Below are 22076 nucleotides of genomic sequence, written 5' to 3' on the forward strand. Positions count from 1 at the left end.
TAGTGGCTGTCAGTATTCATCTGATTTCTGTACCCACTGAAGAGGTTGTAACCTCGAGAGTCGTGTATCTTCCAGAACAGGGGGGAACGTTTGGTCGTGCTCCCTCTTGTGATATTTCTTTACCAGACCAATCAAAACGTATCTCTCGTACTCACGGAGAGATCAAACTTACCGATCACGGTTATACAATCAAAAGTACAGGGCAAAACAACGCCCAGCTCAACGATAAAGCCATCATTAAAGACAAAGAGTATCCACTCAGCGATGGCGACATCGTGAAAGTCGAGAACTATACCATGTTGGTGTCTACGCTGACTCAATCAGACAGTAGCCCTACCTCTAAAATAGAAGAAGACATGTTCTCGCAGCCTTTTGAGCTGAATCTCAATGATGATGACACTGAATTTCTTGATGAGAGTACACCACAAGAAGCACCTTCAACAGAAAGCTCTTTCTCGCATAAAAATGTATTAAGTGACGACCCGTTCGCCTCGGATCCTTTCGAAGATTTAGATGAAGAAGTCGTCGCAGAACACCTTGAAGTCGATGAGGTAGAGCAAACTCTCTATCATCAAGGTTCAGACCTAGAGTACCTACCTGTTGAAGCACAGCAAAACCCGCAGATTGAAGCGTCAATTGCGAAGCTTATCTCTATGACAGAGAAAAATCAGCAGTATCTGCAGAATCCAATGCTGCAGCACGATGCGCTATTCGCGGCTTTGGAAGAAACGGTCGATCAGTTTTTGAATGAGTTCGCTCCTACACAACTAGAAAATCAATTTAGTGAGTACATCTCTGGTGGGATGTTCACGAGCAAAGATAAAAAGTACTGGAAGATTTATCGAAAACACTTCCAACATCGCCAAGAGAATGGAGATTTTCGCCGCCAATTCAAAGCGCTGTTTATGGAAAATATGCAAAAGCAAAGAGAGGAAGGCTGATGACCAAGTGGTACTTAGCTGCACTTCTCGCCCTTGGTGGTTGCTCATCCGATCCTGCGCCAGTGATCTCTCAGTACAATATGACGGTCACCACCGATGCAGCAGTGAATGCATCGGAAAACAATAGTGCAAACCCGGTTGTGGTCAGACTGTATCAACTCACTGATGTTCAGCTTTTCAAGCAGTTACCTTTCATCGATCTGTACAGTCAGGACATCGATCTGCTCAGCGCGAACTTGGTATCGAAACAAGTTCTACCTGTGGTGTTGCCAAGCAGTGAAACTCAACATGTTTTAGACATTAACAAAACAACTCAGTACATCGCCGTTCTCGTCGAGTTCGTTGATTACCAGAACAGTGTGGCTAAGGCGTTTTCAACCTTGCCAACAGAAGAAGAACAGTACCTCCAACTGACAATCGAAGGCGCCAAAGCGTCATTAGACGTCGTAACACCTGAGTCTAGTTGGTGGCAAGTATTTTAGTTATACCCTGTGCTTTCGCTGATTATGAACAAATACAAAATCAATCGTCAGCAAACACAAAGATATTAATGATAGGGAAATTACGTGGACGCATTTAAGAAAGTAGTTTGGCAAGAAGGCATGTTCATTGCCCCACAACATTTTCAACAACAAGACCGTTACGTACAAAACTATGTTCGACAGAATGTCGAAACGCTTGCGGGTTTTGCCCCGTTTTATGGCGTTACCGAGCTGACCATTAACCATGAACTGCTAAAAATCGGCAAGTTATCGATTGCAAGCAGCGCCGGTGTTTTTCCTGATGGTACTCAATTTGAAATGCAGCACGAAGTCGCTCGCAACATTACCGCAGGTACCATTGAAACCGTCGTCTATCTCGCGCTTCCAATTTCCTTGCAAGGAAACAACGATTATGGTGAGGAGAAATCTGACCAAGGGCGTTACTTAACGCGCTCTATCAACGTTTTCGACACTTCAACGTCTGAGAATGCTAGCGTTGAATTGGATGTGGCTCATTTGAATATCTCGATTAAGCTCGAGGGCGAAGATACCTCAGGCTTTACACTTATTCCAGTCGCTAAGGTGCTCGAGTGCAGTGAATCTGGTGAGGTCATCTTGGACCGCGCATTTATCCCAGCAAGCCTGCACTATGGTGCGTCGGTATTACTGGTTGAACGTCTCAAAGAGATTCACGCTTTAACCGCAAATCGTGCCAGCAGCCTTTTACAACGTATTCAAGCAGGTCAAGGACAGAAAAGTCCTCAGTCTATGATGCAAGACTACCTATGGCTACAAACTCTCAATACTTGGTTGCCGTGGTTTGATTTAAGCATCGCAAACCCTAAGTTACAGACACACCAGTTGTACGGCGAGCTCCGTAAGTTCGAAGCGCAAGTTATGGCGCTAACACCAGCGATCCCTGAACCGTGTAAGCCTCTGCAGTACAATAAACTTTATCAAAGCTTTAACCCTCTTTTCTCTTCACTACGTAATATGCTGACCTTAGTTCAGCAAGACTCCGTTTTAGAATACGCATGGGATAGCTCGCTGTTCGAAAAGCGCCGTTTATTAAGAACTCTGATTAAAGATACCGCAAGCGTCACTAACCGTCGTTTTGTCTTATCGGTCAAATCAAGCATTAGCAGTAACGAGCTGAATGAAGTATTCCCTATTGCTGCGAAACTGGGCAACAACGCACGAATCGTCGAGATCGTACGTAACGGGTTATCTGGAATTACACTTAGCCCACTACCTGTTGCGCCAAGTGAGCTAAAGCCTATGCAGGGCGTGTCCTATTTTGAAATCGATACGACGGATAGAATGTGGTTAGAGATGCTAGAAAACCGTGATGCGATTGCGCTTCACGTCGATACTCGTATTGCTGACCTCGACGTTATGCTTTACGCGCTGAGATAACGCCATGGACTATTTGGACGAAGAGACCCTAGTTTGGGATAAAAAGCAGTCCGACTTTGTTGCCAAAGACGAAGGTCTCACGGGTACAAAGTGGACCGCGGTCAACTCTAGCCAAGGGCGTACAGAGTTCCTCCATTATTTCGATAAAGCGGAAAACCAATTGCTCAACATCAGCAGTGAGTTATTGGCAATCACATTGAAAGTCTCCTCTCTGCCAGAACCGGAAGATCTGGCCACTTTGCGTAAGCAGTTAGTTGAGGGAATCAATGACATAAAATCGAAAGGAGCAGAGCTCACCTACCCGGTTGCGGTCATAGACAAGCTTTGCTTTCTTTATGCCGTTGTTCTTGACGAGTTGATTATCTACAGCGAATGGGGAGAAAAACGCGGTTGGGAAAATAAAACGCTCCTCAGTGAGCTTTTTGGCATGCGCAATGGTGGTGAACTGTTCTTTACCGTCGCAGAAAAGGCGGTTCGTCAACCCCATAAACTGATTGATCTACTGGAAGTCATTTACCTATTTTTGACCATAGGTTTTAAAGGCCAGTACCGAGAGTCCGGGAACGATGAACTTAAAGCGTTCACCCATCAACTTGAGCAGATTATCAGTCAATACAGACAAAGCAGTGGCATTTATTGTCATACCCGTACAAAACTGCCAGAAATGCGAAAGCCGACACGTCGTAAACGTTACCTAGTGACAACGATGTTCTTCCTATGCCTGATTATTACGAGTATCGGTCTTACGTACTTTTGGTACAACAAAACACACCCACAAAGGGCTCGTGATTTCTTCAGCTTACCTGAGTTTAGTCAGCGTTATATTCTCTCAGGCGAGGTGAATGACATTGTGTTTATCAGTGATGAGTCTGATTTGGACTCACCACCTCAAATGGCAAGTATGGTCGAAATGGTTGATGCCACACCTCCTGCAAACTTGGCGACCAGTCAGTCTTCTTGGTTAGTGCAGTTGGCCACCTTCTCTACCGAGCAAAATGCCATCAAATTTGTCAACACACTGTCACCATCAAAATACGTGGTGCAAGTCGATCCCTTTAATTCCTATTTCCGTGTCATTGTCCGCAGTGAATCTTCTGTTCAAGCAAGAGAAATCAAAGCTTGGTTCATCGACAAAGACAAACTCAGCCCAATTATCGTTAGAAATACCGAACGTGATAACAAGAACAACAAAGAGGCACAACCATAATGAGCGATGCTAAACCTGAAGCCCAGCCAAAAAAACGAGCCTGGTTATGGGTCACATCTGTGGCAACGCTTACTTTCGCCCTTGGTGGTTCTATCACTTGGCTGTTTGGGTACCCGGCAAACTTGATTTTAGGTGCCGTAGTTACGGTATGCGCAACCATACTATTAGCGGCGGTCACCTATTGGTTTACTAGCCGTAAAACAAAACCCAGTAAGCAGCAAGACAAACAGCGATTACTGATCAATAAGCGCAGTAAACTACTCGCCCTCCACTTTAAGAAGATGCTTGCGGTACAAAAACGCAAAAAGCGTCTCAATAGTCGCTATGACCAACCGATCTATCTACTGCTCAGCGACAATCCATGCAAAGATAAAAGCATCATTACTCAGATGGGTTATGAGGCCTATAAAGTCGACGATTTTGGTAACGACATTGAGTTCCCCGTTCTGTTTTGGCTGAGCGACCATTCCATTCTGATCTCAATCAGCATGGCTGAAGAACAACAACCTCAGTACCTCAAAACGCTGTGTGACTGCCTAAACAGTTGGCGAGCACGTCAGGCCGTCAATGGGTTGATTTTGACCACGGAAGTTGAACTTCTGCTCGGCAATCGCGACGCCTTAGCGCAGCGCGCTGATGAGATTAAATCAACCATAAAAACCTTCAACGATCGCTTTGGCCTACAGTTACCTGTTTATAACGTCATTACCAACATGGGACAGGTGAGTGATTTCTGTCAATTCTTCTCAGCATTTGATGAATCAAAGCGCAATGAAGTGTTTGGTGCCACCTCGCCAGTATTAAAAAATGGCGGGATTGACGCTGATTGGTACGATCAAGAGTACGATCACCTTATCAGCCAGCTGATCGCCAATATGAGCAGTGCTCTATCCTCTCAGCTCAATCAAGAGTATCGCAATGCGATTTGTGCGGCACCCTATCAATTCGGTTTGCTTAAGCAAAGTTTGTGGTCATTCTTACAGCGCCTGTATCGTGGCGATCAACTGACAAATGGGCTTAACTTCCGTGGTTTCTACTTTACCCATAGTGGTTCAGACGATGAGCAAACAGACTTGTTAGCGAATGTGGTTAACGAATCACTCGGTAACGAACGCTATCAGCAGCATCAGCAATTGCCTGTTGGCCAAACCCTATTCGCTCAGCATTTAATGAATCACGTGGTGCTGAACGAAAACACTTTGGTTGGAGTAAACCGCAAAAAAGAAAACATGCTACTTTTCTGGCAAGGTGCGTATACATTGGCGTGTTTTGGCCTACTCCTATTTGTACTGGCAGTGATCAAACTAGATTTCGATTACCAAAGTGCTCGTGAGACTAAAGCTGATGCGATGTTAGAACGCTATAAAGAGGCCATCTCAGCTTCACCCTATGATATAGAGAACATGGGCGACAACATCCCTAACCTTTATTCATTAAATCGTATCTACGCTCTCTACCTCAAGCCTGATCCGTGGTACACATTATCGTTCATGCCAAGCTCTAGCATCCGGAGTGAAGTCGAAGCCGCCTATTTTGCCGAGCTTGAACGCGTGCTGATTCCATCGATGGAAAACACGCTAGAAAAAGACTTGTTTGTTTACGTCAACCTAGAAGATCAAGCCAAAACACTGTCACTACTCAATAACTATCGTTTGTTGTTTAACGCCAAGCGAACCAATATTGAAGAGCTGAAGTCTTACTTTATGAACACACTGCAAGACCAAGGTGAAGCCGACACAACATCGCTCGCCCAGCTAAAAGTGTTGCTGGATGACGTATTTGCCCAAGACTTAGTGCCAGTAAAACCGAACTATGACCTTGAAAGTTTAGCGAAGAAAGTGATCAACCAAACAGGTGTCGAAACACTGCTGTATGAGCACATTCTTCAAACAGCAACCTACTCTAAACGTATTGATGTACGCCAAGAGTTAGGATCGAATTTCAGTCAATTGCTCAGTTTCTCTCCTAACTACGCCGGCTACTTAGTTCCTTACTTGTACACGCCATCAGGATTCAATGAACTTGATCTGTCTGTAGGCTCACCAGTGCTGAACGAAGCTCTGAGCGCTTATGAAGGCGTTGCAGGGGCCTCACCTAGCGCGCTAGAGATGTATCGAATCAGTCGCGACCTTAAGCAAATGTATCAAACCGATTACATCAACTATTGGCGTGATTTTGTTGCTCATATTGACGTTAAACAAGTGGACAACCCTGACTCACTGAAAAGCAGTTTGGCGGTACTAACCGCGGCTTCCAATAATCCCCTAGCGCAGTTGTATACGACGGTGAGTAAATACACTTCTGTCGATATTCAACCTCCTGTTAAAGAAGATGCGCAAGAGCAACCACCAGAGCAAGACACAGATAAGAAAGAAACCGCACGACAAATATACTTAGCCTTTGGTCCTTACCATAAGCAGATCACGGTTGACGACCAAGGAAACAAACCTGTAGATACTCTACTAGGAGGTTTTACTACGTTGGAGACCTGGCTGGATAGCTTTTACACCGCTAAAGACCCTCAAAAAGCGGCGTTTGATGCACTGACAGCAGAGCTTAAAGTGACAAACCCTGTCGCTTCTCTCGCTTCTATGAAAGGTTCACAACCAAGCATCTCATTACAGTTGATCAATAACATTAGCGGTCAAACGAATGAAATGGTCATGTCACTTGCTCATGAGCACTTAAACAGTCAGTGGCAAACGGTGGTATTTCAGGTATATCAAGACACTATCGCGGCATATTACCCGTTTAATAAGTCTTCAGACCTAGATGCGTCGACCAGCGATGTAGCAAATTTCTTTAAAGCGAATGGTATTTTGGATGGTTTCTATCAGTCTAAACTCAAGCGTTTTGCTGATGACAATGGGTCACCATTCTTACCAGGATTATTACCAAACACAGGTCTAGCACTAGACCCAGAAGTATGGCAGATGATCGCTAAAGCGGAAGATATTCGTAACGCGCTGTTTCTGTTTGATCCTCAGAACCTGTCGGTGCAATTTCAGTTGAAAGCCGCGGAGATGAGTTCAACTTTGACCGAGTTTTCCATATTGGCTGAAAAAGCAATCTTTACCTATCAACACGGCCCTAGGCTCTGGAGCAAACAAACTTGGGCAGCGAACGATGTCGATAAAGATACTTTGAGCGTCAAAGCGACCTCTTTAGACAGCTCGACACTGGATGATAAAGCCAGTGGCAACTGGGCATGGTTCCGACTGATTGAACCGAGAGTGGTCTCTACAACATCGCAAAGTACTAAAGTTAAATTTGCCTACGATGAGGACAAACAAGTAGAGCTAGATATTAAGACTCAGGGTCAAAACAATCCTTTTGTCCCTAACTTCTTCTCTGCGTTTACGCTTCCGGCCAGCATCTAAATGACGGTGAGGAAATTGAAAGCCGAAGGCGAACTCATCTCGCATGAGTTTGCCTTTTGTTTTAGAGCGCTAGGGCTATCTCAAGTCACACAGCTCGGTAAGCTGGTGTTTAAGGCTTACAATGCCAATTATGGTTTGGTGGTAGTCAAACTGGCGCAAAGCCGAATAGGCAAAATGCAGCTCAACCAGGAAAGTCTCTTTCTCAGCAACTACCCTTCTCCTCATTGGCCGACACTGCATGATAGTGGTTGTCACAACGGCATCAGTTGGATCATGACCGAATACGTCGCAGGGGAAACGTTGTCGGCAACACCTTACTCAGAAAGACTCAAGTTGCTCAAACAACTTGAGCATTGCTTACAAGAATGCCACTCAACCGGATATATTCACGGCGATATAAAACCCGATAATATTCTCGTTACCCCAAACCACCTACTTTATTTGGTGGACTTTGGCTCAGTACTACCCATAGATTGCCCGTTCAGCCAACTAGAAACCAGCTCGTGGAGCCGTGGCTATACGTCACCATTTATGGAAAAGCGTGTTGGTAAGGTGGAGAAAAGTTATGATTATTATGCTTTGGCGCTAAGCTTATCAATGTCAACGAACATAGACGGGTTACATCATACAAACAGTGAAAAAGCGCCGCATTTCAGCGCTCTTCCTGCTCGGTACCAACATTTAGTTTTAAGTCATCTTAATCATACTAAGCGACTTTCGACTCTGAAAAGTAACGCGTAATATCAACCTCATCTATTTGACTAGCAGGTAAAAACTGCTCTGCATACTCCTTATAGACTCCGCTTTGCAAAAATAACCTGAACAGTTCAATGTCCACATGCTCATCCAGAGCCATTTTATGCAGGATATCAATAGCGACACTAACCGGCTTAGCTTTTTTATAAGGTCTATCAGCGGCGGTTAGCGCTTCAAATATATCAGCGATCACCAAAATTCTTTCTGGAATAGAGAGGTCTTCAGCACTTAACTTCCGCGGATAACCTGTTCCTTTGAGTGTTTCATGATGAGTAGATGCATATCTTGGTACCTTGCTTAGCTCATCAGGGAACGGCAGAGCCTCCAGCATTTTGATACCACTGATCATGTGCTCGTTAATCTTAAATCTATCCTCAGCGGTTAAGGTACCGCGACTGATCGACAGGTTGTAGATCTCTCCCAAGTTGTACTGATGCTCAGGTACTTCAACGTTGATCCCAAAACTCGGATCAAATACCAAAGGACGAATACGTTTAATTACATGCTCTGGTCGATCCGACAATAAAGACTCCGTAATCGGCAAGGCGTTTTCTGGTTGCGGCTTATTCAGCTCTTCAAATGGCGACAAACCTAACCTATCGTCAAAGTGGCGTTGCCAAGTCTGTTGAGCGATTTGTTTAATTCGCGCTACTTTGTCATCACTCATGAACTCGCCACCAACATTGGCTTGAGCGATAAATTCGAAGTCGGATTGCAGCTGCTGTTTCGTTTCATGCAAGGTCGCCAGTGCTTTCTGTTTGCTTTTTGTTTGAGACAGCTGACTTTGCAAGAAAACAATTTCAGCATCGCGCCACAACACTTCAAAACGCATTCTTATCTCATGAATACGATTGTAATTGGCTTCTAACTTGGTCCCCTTATCAACGATGTGCTCTGGTGTGGTGATTTTGCCGCAATCATGGAGCCAAGCCGCAATACGAAATTCACGGCGCTCCTTGTCGTCAGCGAAACTGAATGCTTTAAACTTACCTTGATTGGACTTTTCTGCAGCTCTCGCCAGCATCATCCCGAGTTCAGGAACTCGGTTACAGTGCCCAGCGGTGTATGGAGACTTGTCATCAATCGCTTGCGCAATGAGCTTGATGAACGCCTCAACAAACTCCTGCTGCTGCTGTTCACGACGTTTAATTTCTTTGGCCATTTCTTGAATGGACTTAGAGAGATGCCAAACTTCTTTGATATTCGAGTCGACTAACTCCACGCTCTCGAACTCACGTCGCTTTATCTTACGAGTTTGCTCCGTAAGCTGACGAACCGGATTGACGATTGGAGAACCAAATATCCAAGCTATCGGCAGCAATAAGCACATAATGAAGATCGTTCCCCCTACCGTGGTATATAAGCGCTGATACACTTGATCCATGACCACCGCCTCAGGAACTAAAACCGCAAGATACTCCACTTGACCTGAATCATGACCATTCAGTGGGCTCACATACAGAAACGCGGTTTTTCCCTCAATTTCACGACGTTGAATGGTATTTTGCAACGCTTGAGAGTGGCTAAGTTCATACAGCTCCAAATAAGGGACACGATTATCATGGATCTGTTGGAACCAAGTATTATCTAAGCGTTGATATTCAGCGTCCGACACGTTTTCCAACGCCTTGTTGAGCAGTGGGTATAAATTTGTATGCGATTTACTCAGCACAAGGTAGAAAGGGATCTCCGTATCAGTGAACAAATCGTATGGAAACAGCTCCAATTGCGACCGTTCTGATAACTGACTCAAAGTACGCTGCGTATCGATTAACACGTTGATGCTCTCATCAAACAGCGCCTGCTGAGCTTCATTGAAATCGTTGAATACCTTTATTTTCGCTTCTGGTTGTAACTTATAGATATATGGAGAAAAATCATGCCCTGCTAGAACGCCATACACGCGTTCATTTAACGCGGGCAACTTACGTTTCAATCCCGCTGCGGCAAGGGGTTCTTTAAACAACAACAAAGAATTCGGCTCTTTATTTAGGGCGGTTAATGAGTGGCCAATATCGAGCTTGTTGTTACGCAGTTTTTCTACCAGCGTGGCACTTTCAAATCCATTGATAAATTCAAACTCCAACCCGGTTTTCTCTGAAAGTAACTTGACCAGATCGACCGAATATCCCTGAGGCTCCCCAGCGCGACTATAGTCATAAGGTCTCCAGTCAAGCTGGTTAGAGACAAGCAGCGGAGGTTTGCTCGATACCAGATTTTGCTCTTGCTGGGTTAACGCCATTGTCGAAGAGAACACATTATCGTTAGCAATCTTCATAGGGATATTCGAGGCAATGACTTCACCCGACTTGTGAAACACATACGCTTCAACACCCTTGTTGTCAGGTAAACCTAATGCTTTCGGTGTCAGTTTCGAACTGATCGAAGACAACACAATATCGATACCAATCACTGCATTTTTGGCTCGGATGGAGTAAGTTTGTCCGGTGATTTTTAAGTGTTTAAACAGGTAGGGTTCGGTCTTAAATACGTCTTGAGATTTAGCACCTGAAAACCAAGGGCGACGAGTAGGAAAATAGTTACTGGATTCGACTTTACTGTTCGTTATTTGAAAATCAGCCGTCATGTAGACAGTTTGACGCACTCGATTTTGCTCGTTGCCTGATATTTTTATTAGAACCCAGCGGTCTTGCGCCGTCGCTTCAATCCGTTGACGTACAATTGGGGAAGACTCTAAGTTTATAATCTGGTAGAAATATTCATCATCACTGCCAAAGTAAATGCTATAAAAAAGAGGGTTGTCTAGCAGAACTTGGACCAACAAGGTTTGTATTTCTTGCTCGCTGAATTGATGATCCAAAGTGTTGGATAAGCTACTGAGAATACGCGCACTACTTTTCGCATTGACATCCACTTCTTGTATATATTCGCTTACGTCCGTTGTCGCCATCATCAATTTACTGACAACGTGTTCCTCAGACATTTGCTTGGTGAAAACATATTGCAATCCAATGGCAAATAGCGAAGTAATCACCGTCGCAACCACAAATAAGCTGCCCACGGTAAAACGAATAGAAAACTTTTGTTTTTTATGAGTTAAGCCAACCAACTGCAAGCCCTCCATGGCTTTTAATTTGCTTTTAAAGCAAGACTGGATTCACTAGCACAATCAGTGTAGTCATTGATTAGTTCTTTATATGCAAACCATCTCTTAATGTTTCAACTTTACGTGCTAGGTCACTAATCTATATCGCAAAAAACATTTCAACACAACGTTCTGTAATTTTATAAATCATTCGTGAACTTTATGACCAAAACCTTCTAAATGACCAATATTGTTTTTATCAACGCATTGCAGACAGAGTTTTAACACTCCATTAACCTTATCGTTATCTCTTCGCAGGCATCCCTCCCTTGCGATTAGATTACTGATAACGATAAGTGTGCTTATGATAAAGGCACACGTCACATAAGGAACGTGAATCATGTTTAAGGTACTTAAACCAACCCTAGCGGCTTCGATCATCGCTGCGTCTTTTTCATTTAACGCTTTGGCAGCAGATCTCGACAAAATCCACTTTCTGATCCCAGGTGGCGCAGGTGGCGGTTGGGATATGACAGCCCGTGGTACTGGTGACGTACTCGTCAAAGCCGATATCGTCGATAACGTCTCATTCCAAAACCTATCAGGTGGCGGCGGTGGTAAAGCGATTGCTCACTTGATTGAGACCGCTGAACGTCAAGAAGACACCTTGATGGTCAATTCGACGCCAATTGTTGTCCGCTCTCTTACGGGTATCTTCCCTCAATCATTCCGCGATCTTACCCCAGTTGCGGCAACCATCGCAGACTATGGCGCAATCGTTGCCTCCGCAGACTCTAAGTACAACAGCTGGGAAGATGTGGTGAAGGAATTTGAATCTAACCCACGTAAAGTCAAAATTGCTGGCGGCTCAGCACGCGGTAGTATGGATCACTTAGTCGTTGCGGCTGCATTCAAAGGTGAAGGCTTTGATGCGAAGAAAGTTCGCTACATCGCCTACGATGCAGGTGGTAAGGCGATGGCAGCGCTTCTTTCAGGTGAGACTCAACTGCTTTCTACGGGGTTAGGCGAAGTACTTGAAATGTCTAAATCAGGCCAAGTTAAGGTACTGGCGGTTACCGCTCCAAAACGTCTAGATGCAGCACCAAATATTCCAACCTTAACTGAATATGGTAACGACACTGTTTTCGCTAACTGGCGTGGTTTCTTCGCGGCACCTGGTACACCTCAAGCGAAAATCGATGAGTGGAACAGTGCTCTGAGCAAGATGTACAACACTGACGAATGGCAAGTAGTACGTGACCGCAACGGTTGGATTGACAACTATAAAGCGGACAAGAACTTTTATGCTTTCCTTGAAGACCAAGAGAAGCAGATGGGCGACCTTATGCGCGAGCTAGGTTTCCTAAAATAACCTCTAAAGGGTAACCCTTGGGTTGCCCTTACCCATTTCGCCGTACATAAGCAAACTTTCAATCTCCTTGTTTATAGTTGTAAACAGTTAAGCCTCTTTGACTAGCAGCGAAGGCGCTTAGTTCGTTAGTGAAACATGCTCATTAACTCTTATGTACGGCCTTTTTCTTCCTAATACGCTAATGGAGTTGGATATGTCGGACTTGCCAACGAATTCTTTCCATAAAGGATCTTTCTTTACTAAAGAGAACCTGCTTTGCCGTGATCGTGTTGGTGCGATGATTTTTCTCCTCGTTTGCCTATGCTACGGCTACCAAACAACACTCATTCCCCTATTTCCTGGTGATGAATACGAACCGTTCACTGCGCGAACCCTGCCAACCTTGCTGACATTCGCAGGTATTGGCCTATCGTTACTGCTTCTGGTAACAGGTCAACCAGACAAACAAAGTGGCGCGGTTATGGATTTTAATTGGAAGCTACTTATTAGCTTTCTGATCTTGATGGCGTTGTATGGCGTTGGTCTCACTTACGTCGGTTTTGTCCTCGCAACAGGTTTTTTCTTACTCGCGGGCTTTTATTTGCTAGGCGAGAGAAACAAAAAGATATTGCTTGGCGCTTCTTTCCCATTTGTCATCGCCTTTTACTTACTCCTTACCCAGGGACTCGATATCTATCTTGAACCGGGCATCATTTTCACCATGTGGTCGTAACATAGAAGGACATTGTTATGTTAGATGGAATCTTACAAGGTCTCTCGACCGCTGTTATGCCAATGAACATCATGATGGTGATTGTTGGCTGTTTTGTCGGTACTTTTATCGGCATGCTACCCGGTCTTGGCCCCATTTCTGCGATCGCATTGATGATCCCAATCACTTACGGTCTAGACCCTTCATCGGGGCTGATCTTGATGGCGGGTGTTTACTATGGCGCGGTCTTTGGCGGCTCAACATCTTCTATTTTGATTAATGCTCCGGGCTGTTCGTCTACCGTCGTTACCGCCTTTGATGGCTACCCAATGGCACAAAAAGGTCAAGCAGGTAAAGCCCTCGCCTTAGCGGCATACTCATCATTCACAGGCGGTACCTTATCGGCAATCATGCTGCTTGTCGCTGCCCCAGCGTTAGCCAGTGTGTCACTTAGCTTCCAATCATCAGATTACTTCGCGCTCATGCTTCTCGGCTTATCAGCGGTTGCAGCATTCGCTGGTAAAGGTCAGGTCATTAAAGCTTGGATGATGACGATTTTAGGTTTAATGCTGTCAACAGTTGGTATTGACAAAGGGGTTGGCGTAGAGCGATTTACATTTGGTTTAACCGATCTGATGGATGGCTTTAGTTTCCTACTACTTGCAATGGCAACCTTCGCACTGGGCGAAACCTTAATGGGTATTTTAAAGCCTTCTCAAGATACACGCGATGAAGAGCAGAGTAAGCTGAGTAACATTGGTAGCATGAAAGTCACTAAAGAAGAGATTAAAGACGTCGCTCCTGTGTCGATCCGCTCTTCGATTCTTGGCTTCTTCACTGGCGTTTTACCCGGTGCAGGCGCAACCATTGCGGCTTTCTTGAGCTACGGCTTAGAGCGAAATCTTGCCCCTAAAGAGAAAAAAGACCAGTTTGGTAAAGGCAGTATCCGTGGCTTAGTTGCACCAGAATCTGCAAACAACGCGGCGTCTAGCGGCTCGTTCGTTCCACTACTGACACTCGGTATCCCTGGCTCAGGAACCACAGCAATTATGTTGGGTGCACTGATCGCTTACGGTATCCAACCGGGTCCACGTCTGTTTGTTGAGCACCCTGATGTGTTCTGGTCTGTTATTATTTCCATGTACTTCGGTAACATTGTGTTGGTGATTCTAAACTTGCCTTTGATTCCGTACATTTCGAAGCTACTGGCGGTGCCGAGAACCGTACTTTTGCCTATGATTTTGTTCTTCTCTATCACAGGTGTGTATTTGGTGTCATTTAACACCATGGATGTCTTCATTATGCTGTTGATTGCCATGGCAGCCATCGCACTGAGACTCGCTAACTTCCCACTTGCACCGCTATTACTTGGCTTTATCCTAGGTGGTTTGATGGAAGAAAACTTACGCAGAGCATTGATGATCAGCGACGGTGAGTTGAGCTTCCTATGGGAGCGCCCTATCACTATGACCTTTACGGTTCTGGCTGTATTAGTGCTCAGTAGCCCGCTCCTCGTAAGACTGTTTCAAAAACTTAAGGCAGCACCTATAAAAGCAGAGCAATAATTACTCATCCAACCAAAAGCCAGTTAGCTCACTAACTGGCTTTTTTGTCCCCCTGACCTTTGCGTTACACGCATTCAAATCGATATTAACAATTGTTAATGAGCCATCCATCAATGCCATTTATTATCCCGCTATAAAGAAAGGAGAAGACAATGCTTGAGTGGAGAATCAAAAAGTTCGATCAATTAACTGTCCATGAGCTCTATGCGTTTTTGCGCCAACGAGTGGAGATTTTTATTGTTGAATTTAACGAGCCTTACAGCGATTTAGATGGCAAAGATACACATCCAGAGACTTACCATGTAATGGGGTTTGATGGCGATAAATTGGTTGCTTACAGTCGAATTATGCCGCAGAAGCTTGGTTACCCGGTCGAAGTGTTACCTCTTATTGAAGGCAACGCGAATGACGTTTGCATTGGGCGAGTCATCGTAGACAAAGACTACCGTGGCAAACAGGTCGGTTTTGAGTTAATGCAAGTCTCTTTCGACGCGACAACACGACTATTTCCACAAGAGACCATTTTCATCTCTGCCCAAGAGCACCTTAAGGAGTACTACGGAAAATTTGGTTTTAAGGTGGTAACAGATCGTTACTACGAAGACGGATGTAAAATGCTTGGCTTACGCTACACACCAGCCAAGGCGCTTGAAACGCATTCACTCGGCTAAATGAACACTCTTGTTTTGGGCGCAGCGCCCTGTTGCTGCCCCAACTTATTGTTTACCTGCGAATTCATTCAACCAATTGTTCCAAAGTGGATCGGCGTAACGGCTCTGTGCAGTGATTGCTCTACATTAATTTAGAGTATAAACTCTAGTATTTAACACTCAGAGTACAATTTACTATGTCGATGCGTCCGTTAGCATTTCTGATTGGTTGTATGAGCCTAACGCCAACATACAGCAGTGCTGCCGCTATAAGCTTTGATCAAGCTTGGCAAGTCCTCCAACAAGAAAACAACTCACTCGCAGCCCAACGTTCTAATGTAGAACGCTACGAGCATTTGCAAAACGCCACCGACAACCTAAACCTCCCCTCGATTACCCTAGGTGCGAATTACACACGGCTTGATACCGACGTAACCGTATCGGGCGAGCAATTGTTTGAAAGTACCGGTGGCTCGCTTCCCGATTTAAGTGGATTTCCGATCCCGGGGCTTAACAATTTGATTGCAGGTCTCGGGGGCGTTACCTCTACCATTACAGAGCGCGATATTTTTAGCTCCTCTATCCGGGCAATTTGGCCAATCTTTACGGGTGGTCGAATCAATGCAGCTCAGTCTGCAGCGGAAGGAAAAAAAGAGCAGGCACAAAGTGAGCTTGCGATGGAAACTCAAGCGCGCTTCGAAGATCTCAGCAAGTACTATTTCTCTGTCCTGCTTGCACAAGATGTTGTCCAAACGCGTAAGCTTGTAGAACAAGGCTTAACCAAACACCGAGACAATGCCTTAAAACTAGAACAGCAAGGCCAGATAGCTCGAGTAGAAAGACTGCAAGCCGAATCGGCATTGGATCAAGCGGTTATTGAACGCAAAAAAGCGCAAAAAACGCTCGACATTACCCAAGCGGCTCTCACTCAGATTCTTAACCAACAATCCCCTGTTGAACCGGCAGATCACCTGTTCATCAATCAAAGCCTTCCACCGCTTGATGCTTTCATTGACCGCACGTTAGATACCTATCCAGGGTTAGATTTACTCGACGCGAAACAAAAACAGGCTGACAGCCTAATCAAAGCAGAGCAAGGTAAGTACTACCCAGAAGTCTACTTATACGGTGACTACAGCCTCTACGAAGATGATTCACTTGCCAGCCAGATGAAACCAGATTGGCTAGTCGGCGTCGGTGTAAATATCCCTTTGATTGAATCAAGTGGTCGAAGTGATCAAGTAAAAGCGGCGCACAGTGCCGTTTCCCAAGTTAAATATCTAAAAGCTCAAGCAAGGCAGGATCTCGCGGTGCTGGTGCAAAAAACGTATCTCGAAGCCCAACAAGCTCAAGAAGAGGTACAAGGCTTGGCTTCCAGCGTTCAACTCGCTCAGGAAAACCTCAAGCTTAGAGAAAAAGCATTTTCGCAGGGTCTATCGACGTCAACCGATGTAGTCGATGCACAACTCTATCTCGCCAGTGTGCAAACGCAAAAATCAGCCGCCAGCTTCAATTACCTAATTTCACTGTCTAAGCTTCTCGCGCTCTCCGATGAGATGAACGCCTTTAGCCAGTACCAACATAACGCCATCAAGATATCGGACATGTAAGGATCCAAGATGAAACAAGCAAAACCAATTGTCATCACCGCAACGGCGATTGCCCTCGCATCTTGGGTTGGCTACAGTTTTTACCAAGCGTATCAGCCTAAGCCACTTAAATTGCAGGGACAAATCGAGTCGCAGCAATACAGTATCTCTTCCAAAGTGCCGGGGCGTATCGATCAAGTATTGGTTCGCAAAGGTGACCAAATTGAAAAAGGTGACCTTATCTTTACCCTGCATAGCCCAGAAATTGCAGCCAAATTAGAGCAAGCCAAAGCGGGTGAAAAAGCAGCAGGTGCATTAGCTCTCGAAGCGGAAAAAGGGGCTCGTAGTCAGCAAATACAAGCGGCAAAAGATCAGTGGCTCAAAGCCAAAGCAGCGGCGGCTTTGATGGAGAAAACTTACCTACGCGTAAACAACCTGTTTAGCGACGGTGTTGTGGCCGAGCAAAAAAGAGATGAAGCCAAAACGCAGTGGGACGCTGCGAAATACACGGAAAGTGCCGCTTTCCAGATGTATCAAATGGCCAAAGAAGGTGCTCGTAGTGAAACTAAAGTCGCCGCGGCTGAAAAAGCACGCATGGCTGCGGGGGCTGTTGCAGAGGTGGAAGCGTACGCACAAGACACATCGATAGAGAGCTGGTTTGATGGCGAGGTTTCTCAAGTACTATTGCAAAGTGGCGAACTTGCACCTCAAGGATTTCCCGTTGTCACTGTTATCGATAATCAAGACTCATGGGCGGTACTTAATGTGCGCGAAGATCGACTCATGCACTTTAAGAAAGGGGAAACCTTCAACGCTTTCGTACCAGCACTTGATAAAAGCATCGAGTTTAAGGTGTCGCATATCGCTGCGATGGGAGATTTTGCGACTTGGCGTTCTACCGACGCGACACAAGGGTTCGACCTAAGAACATTTGAGGTAGAGGCTCGACCTACGCAAGCTAGCCAAGAATTGCGCATGGGCATGAGTTTGGTTGTTGAAATTCAATAGTATTTGATATGAGTATGTCAACTGTACCTCAGCTATCAATAGTTCGACGCGATAAGTGGTTACTGTCGAGCTTGACTTGGATTCCAATACTGTTAGCGCTGCTGATTTGGGCAATCTTTTCTGCCGGAATCGCACGAGATTTGCCTGTGGGAATAGTGGATTTATCCAATAGTGCGCTGTCTCAAAAACTGGTCCGCTATTATGATGCAACCTCCGCAATTAAGGTTAATCATTCCTATCAAGACGTTGCACAAGCTAAAACAGCATTGATTCACCGTGAAATCTACGCGTATGCAATCATTCCTTCGGATTTCGAGCAGAACATATACAAGCAACTCGCCCCCCAAGTCAGCGTGTTTTACAACAGCCAAATGATCTTGGTGGGTAAGCTGCTTAATTCCGCGTTCCTGCAAGCTCAAGGGATGTTTAATGCCCAACTAAGCGTTGGGTCACAACTCCTGCATGGTGACACGGCTTTGCTTTCTGCAATGGGGCAGGCTGTACCAATTCGCAGCCAAATTACCCCACTGTTCAATAAAAACTCCAACTACGCGCAGTTTTTGGTTTCCGCTATCGTTCCGGCGCTGTGGCAGATCATTGTTGTCGTCACAACGATTCTTATCTTAGCGGCCAATCACAGAGACCGTGGATTGCGAGGGTGGCTTGAGCATTCACCTTTCAAAACCTTGATTAATACACTCTTGCCCTACTCGTTTGTGTTTGCATTACAAGGCTTGGCATATCTGTGCTGGTTCTATCTTGGGTTTGAGTGGCCAATGAACGGAAGCATGCTAGCACTCGTTATTGCGCAGTGGTTCACCCTGCTCTCTTGTATGGCGATGGGTTGCCTGTTTTTCTTCTTAACTTTGGATCCAGCAAGAGCCATGAGTTTTTCTGGCGCATTCACCGCTCCAAGTTTTGCTTTTATGGGCATTACATTTCCAGTGTCAGACATGAACTCTTTCGCTCAGTTTTGGCGCAGCCTGCTGCCTATCAGCCATTACATTGAAGTCCAAGTAAGCCAAGTCAGTTATGGACAGAACTGGCTCGAGTCGATGGTTCATTTAGTGCCGATGTTCGGCTATGCCATTCCATTTCTGTTGAGCCTGATATTGATACGAAAACACGTCACCGCCGAAATTCAACACAGCGCACCAATAAGCAAGGAGCCACTGTGAATATCTTCCAGCTCATTAAAGCCGAACTCCATGCGTTGTTGACCAACCCTGTTGTGGTTCTCACCGTCTTTGGCGGCGTTGTATTTTACTCCTTTCTCTATCCACTGCCCTATAGCCAGCAGACGCCGAGAGAGCAGCAGATCAGTGTCGTCAATCTGGATAAAAGTCAAACCAGCTATCAACTCGAACGTATGGTCGATGCCACACCCCAAGTACAGGTTGTCCAACGTGATTACACATTGGAAGACGCCCACCAAGCGTTTTTACGTGGTGACATCAGCGGCATTTTAGTCATTCCAGAACACTTCTATAAAGACTTAATGCTAGGCAAAAGCCCGACACTCTCTTACGCAGGTGATGCGTCCTATTTTTTAGTTTATGGCACCATTGTTGAAGGACTGGCTCAGGCGGGAGGAACCTTGGCTGCTCAAACTAAGGTGGCGAAATTGCTTATCGATGGCAAACCACTCTCGTTAGCATCCGAGCAATACGCAGCCACAAAACTAAATCTCAAGCCCACCTTCAACCCTCGTATGGGGTACATAGACTACGTGGTACCCGCCGTGTTTGTGTTGATCTTACAGCAAACGTTGGCAATGGCATCAGGCTTAATGGTAGGCAGCCAAAAACAGGGTCGAGGCTACTGGAGTAAAGTGTCCACCAGCCAGCTAATGATGGTAAGGACAATGGTGCTGGTGGGTATCTATTATTTACTGAGCATGTACTACTTTGGCGCAAGTTTTAGCCTCCATGGTATCAGTCAGCTGGCGCATGCCAGTGATCTCCTGACCATGCTGCTGCCCTTTCTTGTTGGCTCTTGTTCCATCGGCATTTTACTCGGAGCCATTACGCCCAGAAGAGAGTTAGTTACTCTAACGGTGCTTATCAGCTCAATGCCACTGGTGTTTAGCGCGGGATTTATTTGGCCAGTCGAAATGATACCAGCCCCGATAGTTTGGCTAGCTCAACTGTTTCCAAGCACTGTTGGTATCCAAGGCTTTCTCACCCTTAATCAAATGGGAGGGAGCTGGGTTGATGCCCTGCCAAATTACACCCAGCTTTGGCTACAAGCGATATTATGGAGCTTGGTCGCTTGGTGGGCACTGCGCAAGTCCCATTAATCGATGGATGACCAGCCAAGTGCTGGTCATTTTTGTATCTAGGTCAAGATTTGGTTAAAAGCATCAATTTTAAAGCTTTTCATGTTTTAAGCGCATAGTACCTAGTAGATAATTTAAGCTACGCTTTATTAAACCAATAACAATGAAATAACGCTCTATGAATTCATCGCAACGTTTTGAACTTTCTGTCGAAACTAAATCGCTTATTGCCTATTTATTTGTCCCTTTATTCATCGTATTACCTGCCGCCTTTTATCTTTCATTAGCAGGAATACACGATGTGTTGAAACACACTGGCAAAAATTATGTTGACCGTATCGAAGACGTAGTAACAGAAATAGAAATAGATACCACTTTGGCGATGAACTACCTTAACAGTTGTGAAGCCATTGGTGAAAAACTGCTATTTGCCAATAATTTAAGAGAGCTAATCATTGTTAGAGACAGCGTTGCTGTTTGTTCATCGAAACGTGGCGATCTTAATGTAAACATTGAAAACATACTCGGTGGTCAAAAAATAATGTCCGGCCTTCACCTATATGACATTGACCAAGACGAAGAACAAAGAACCATAGTGGTCGCCAGCGCTCTGCCCGGTGATGGCAGCAATGGCGTATTTGGTGTCGTTGACCCGACTTATTTAATAGGTCGCTTGCTCGACATTGAAGATACTAATGTCGACAAAGTTACGGCTCAGCTCAACGGAAAAACCTATCCGGCTGATCGCGAATTTCATTCCTCTACGATTCACGACATCATCAAGTCTAAACATTTTGATTTTTCGCTATTAGTCGAAGCGGACAGTGATTTCATTACCCGCCGCTTTGTTTTTGGGTTTATGACGGCGCTACCTATTTCACTTCTCATTTCCGTCCTATTGTACCTCGTCATGAATCGACTCAAAAAGCGCGATGACTTAGCACAAGATTTAAAACAAGGACTAAAACGTGAGGAGTTGTTTCTCGTCTACCAACCTCTCGTCGGCAGTGATGAATATGATTTACGCGGATTTGAGGCGTTAATACGCTGGCAGCACCCAAGTATGGGTTTGGTGCGTCCTGATATTTTTATCTCGCTAGCTGAACGTGAACATCTCATTAACGACATTACCGATTTCGTGTTAAAAAGGGCCTACCAAGACTTGAATAACGGTCGTACCGACTACAATTTATCCTTGGGTGTTAACGTCCCCCCTTCCTATCTACATGAAGAGAAAAACCTACTGGCGCTCATCCACTACGGTCAGTTGTTTAGTCAAATTGGTATTGTCCTCACAACCGAGATCACTGAGCGTCAGATGCTTGATGATAAAGGTCGAGAGGCGCTTCACCGCCTACGCGAACACGGCATGAGAATATCCATCGATGACTTTGGCACCGGACACACAGCCCTATCAGTCATCCAACAGACGGAGTTTGATTACCTGAAGATCGACAAATGCTTTGTCGACACGATCGGAGTTGAAACCGTCAACTCGGCAGTGTTAAACACGATTATCGAACTTGGTCACCGCTTGAACGTCCAAATGGTGGCTGAAGGTGTTGAAGAAGAACATCAAGCGCAATATTTGGCGAACATGGGTGTGCACAAACTTCAGGGTTACTACTTCGCTAAGCCATTAAGTCTTAAGGAAATTGAAACGACCTGGCTCTAGGGGCGATTTATAAATCGTGC

Annotated in this window: 16 protein-coding genes; 15 read left to right on the top strand and 1 reads right to left on the bottom strand. The window is 45.2% G+C overall.

Going from position 1 to position 22076, the window contains the following annotated elements; genetic code table 11:
* The first annotated feature begins 2 nt into the window (after positions 1 to 2).
* From RH45_RS09035 to RH45_RS09060, 6 genes are all read left to right on the top strand, one after another.
* Positions 3 to 941 carry an FHA domain-containing protein gene (locus RH45_RS09035; RefSeq protein WP_008076333.1) on the top strand — a complete coding sequence of 313 codons (939 nt, stop codon included), beginning with the start codon at positions 3 to 5 and terminating at the stop codon, positions 939 to 941.
* The gene (tssJ, locus tag RH45_RS09040; RefSeq protein ID WP_008076334.1) at positions 941 to 1423 is read left to right on the top strand and encodes a type VI secretion system lipoprotein TssJ; all 483 of its coding nucleotides are present in this window, start codon (positions 941 to 943) and stop codon (positions 1421 to 1423) included. The genes RH45_RS09035 and tssJ overlap by 1 nt, the downstream gene beginning before the upstream one ends.
* A gap of 84 nt (positions 1424 to 1507) precedes the next feature.
* Positions 1508 to 2839, top strand: a complete 1332-nt coding sequence (tssK, locus tag RH45_RS09045; RefSeq protein WP_008076336.1) for a type VI secretion system baseplate subunit TssK — start codon at positions 1508 to 1510, stop codon at positions 2837 to 2839.
* 4 nt (positions 2840 to 2843) lie between these two features.
* A complete protein-coding gene (gene icmH / locus RH45_RS09050) occupies positions 2844 to 4046 on the top strand; it encodes a type IVB secretion system protein IcmH/DotU (RefSeq protein WP_008076338.1) in 1203 nt (400 codons plus the stop codon).
* Positions 4046 to 7426 carry a type VI secretion system membrane subunit TssM gene (gene tssM, locus RH45_RS09055; RefSeq protein ID WP_008076340.1) on the top strand — a complete coding sequence of 1127 codons (3381 nt, stop codon included), beginning with the start codon at positions 4046 to 4048 and terminating at the stop codon, positions 7424 to 7426. Before icmH ends, tssM begins: the two co-directional genes overlap by 1 nt.
* Before the next feature lie 15 nt (positions 7427 to 7441).
* The gene (locus RH45_RS09060; protein WP_008076342.1) at positions 7442 to 8167 is read left to right on the top strand and encodes a protein kinase domain-containing protein; all 726 of its coding nucleotides are present in this window, start codon (positions 7442 to 7444) and stop codon (positions 8165 to 8167) included.
* Here the strand turns inward: RH45_RS09060 and RH45_RS09065 are convergent.
* On the bottom strand, positions 8133 to 11267 hold the full coding sequence (locus tag RH45_RS09065; protein ID WP_008076345.1) for an HD domain-containing phosphohydrolase: 3135 nt from the start codon (positions 11265 to 11267) through the stop codon (positions 8133 to 8135). The genes RH45_RS09060 and RH45_RS09065 overlap by 35 nt on opposite strands.
* A gap of 361 nt (positions 11268 to 11628) precedes the next feature.
* Here RH45_RS09065 and RH45_RS09070 point away from each other — a divergent pair, with 361 nt between their 5' ends.
* The 9 genes from RH45_RS09070 to RH45_RS09110 all read left to right on the top strand — a co-directional run bounded on the left by RH45_RS09070 (position 11629) and on the right by RH45_RS09110 (position 22056).
* Positions 11629 to 12600, top strand: coding sequence for a tripartite tricarboxylate transporter substrate binding protein (locus RH45_RS09070; RefSeq protein ID WP_008076348.1), 972 nt, complete (start codon positions 11629 to 11631; stop codon positions 12598 to 12600).
* Between the two features lie 193 nt (positions 12601 to 12793).
* On the top strand, positions 12794 to 13312 hold the full coding sequence (locus RH45_RS09075) for a tripartite tricarboxylate transporter TctB family protein (protein ID WP_008076350.1): 519 nt from the start codon (positions 12794 to 12796) through the stop codon (positions 13310 to 13312).
* Between the two features lie 17 nt (positions 13313 to 13329).
* Complete coding sequence (locus RH45_RS09080) at positions 13330 to 14856, top strand: tripartite tricarboxylate transporter permease (protein WP_008076352.1); 1527 nt, start codon at positions 13330 to 13332, stop codon at positions 14854 to 14856.
* Positions 14857 to 15008: 152 nt separating this feature from the next.
* Positions 15009 to 15527, top strand: coding sequence for a GNAT family N-acetyltransferase (locus RH45_RS09085; protein WP_008076353.1), 519 nt, complete (start codon positions 15009 to 15011; stop codon positions 15525 to 15527).
* A gap of 176 nt (positions 15528 to 15703) precedes the next feature.
* A complete protein-coding gene (locus RH45_RS09090) occupies positions 15704 to 17116 on the top strand; it encodes a TolC family protein (protein ID WP_008076355.1) in 1413 nt (470 codons plus the stop codon).
* A 9-nt stretch (positions 17117 to 17125) separates the two neighbouring features.
* Positions 17126 to 18103, top strand: a complete 978-nt coding sequence (locus RH45_RS09095) for an HlyD family secretion protein (RefSeq protein WP_008076364.1) — start codon at positions 17126 to 17128, stop codon at positions 18101 to 18103.
* Positions 18104 to 18111: 8 nt separating this feature from the next.
* Entirely contained in the window at positions 18112 to 19281 is a 1170-nt protein-coding gene (locus RH45_RS09100; RefSeq protein ID WP_008076366.1) for an ABC transporter permease, read from the top strand.
* Positions 19278 to 20402: an ABC transporter permease gene (locus RH45_RS09105; protein ID WP_008076367.1), complete on the top strand. Its 1125-nt coding sequence runs from the start codon at positions 19278 to 19280 to the stop codon at positions 20400 to 20402. Before RH45_RS09100 ends, RH45_RS09105 begins: the two co-directional genes overlap by 4 nt.
* A gap of 157 nt (positions 20403 to 20559) precedes the next feature.
* A complete protein-coding gene (locus tag RH45_RS09110; protein WP_008076370.1) occupies positions 20560 to 22056 on the top strand; it encodes an EAL domain-containing protein in 1497 nt (498 codons plus the stop codon).
* The last annotated feature ends 20 nt before the right edge of the window (positions 22057 to 22076 follow it).

The sequence above is a fragment of the Vibrio sinaloensis DSM 21326 genome, assembly GCF_000189275.1.
In the GTDB taxonomy this organism is placed as follows: Bacteria; Pseudomonadota; Gammaproteobacteria; order Enterobacterales; family Vibrionaceae; genus Vibrio; species Vibrio sinaloensis.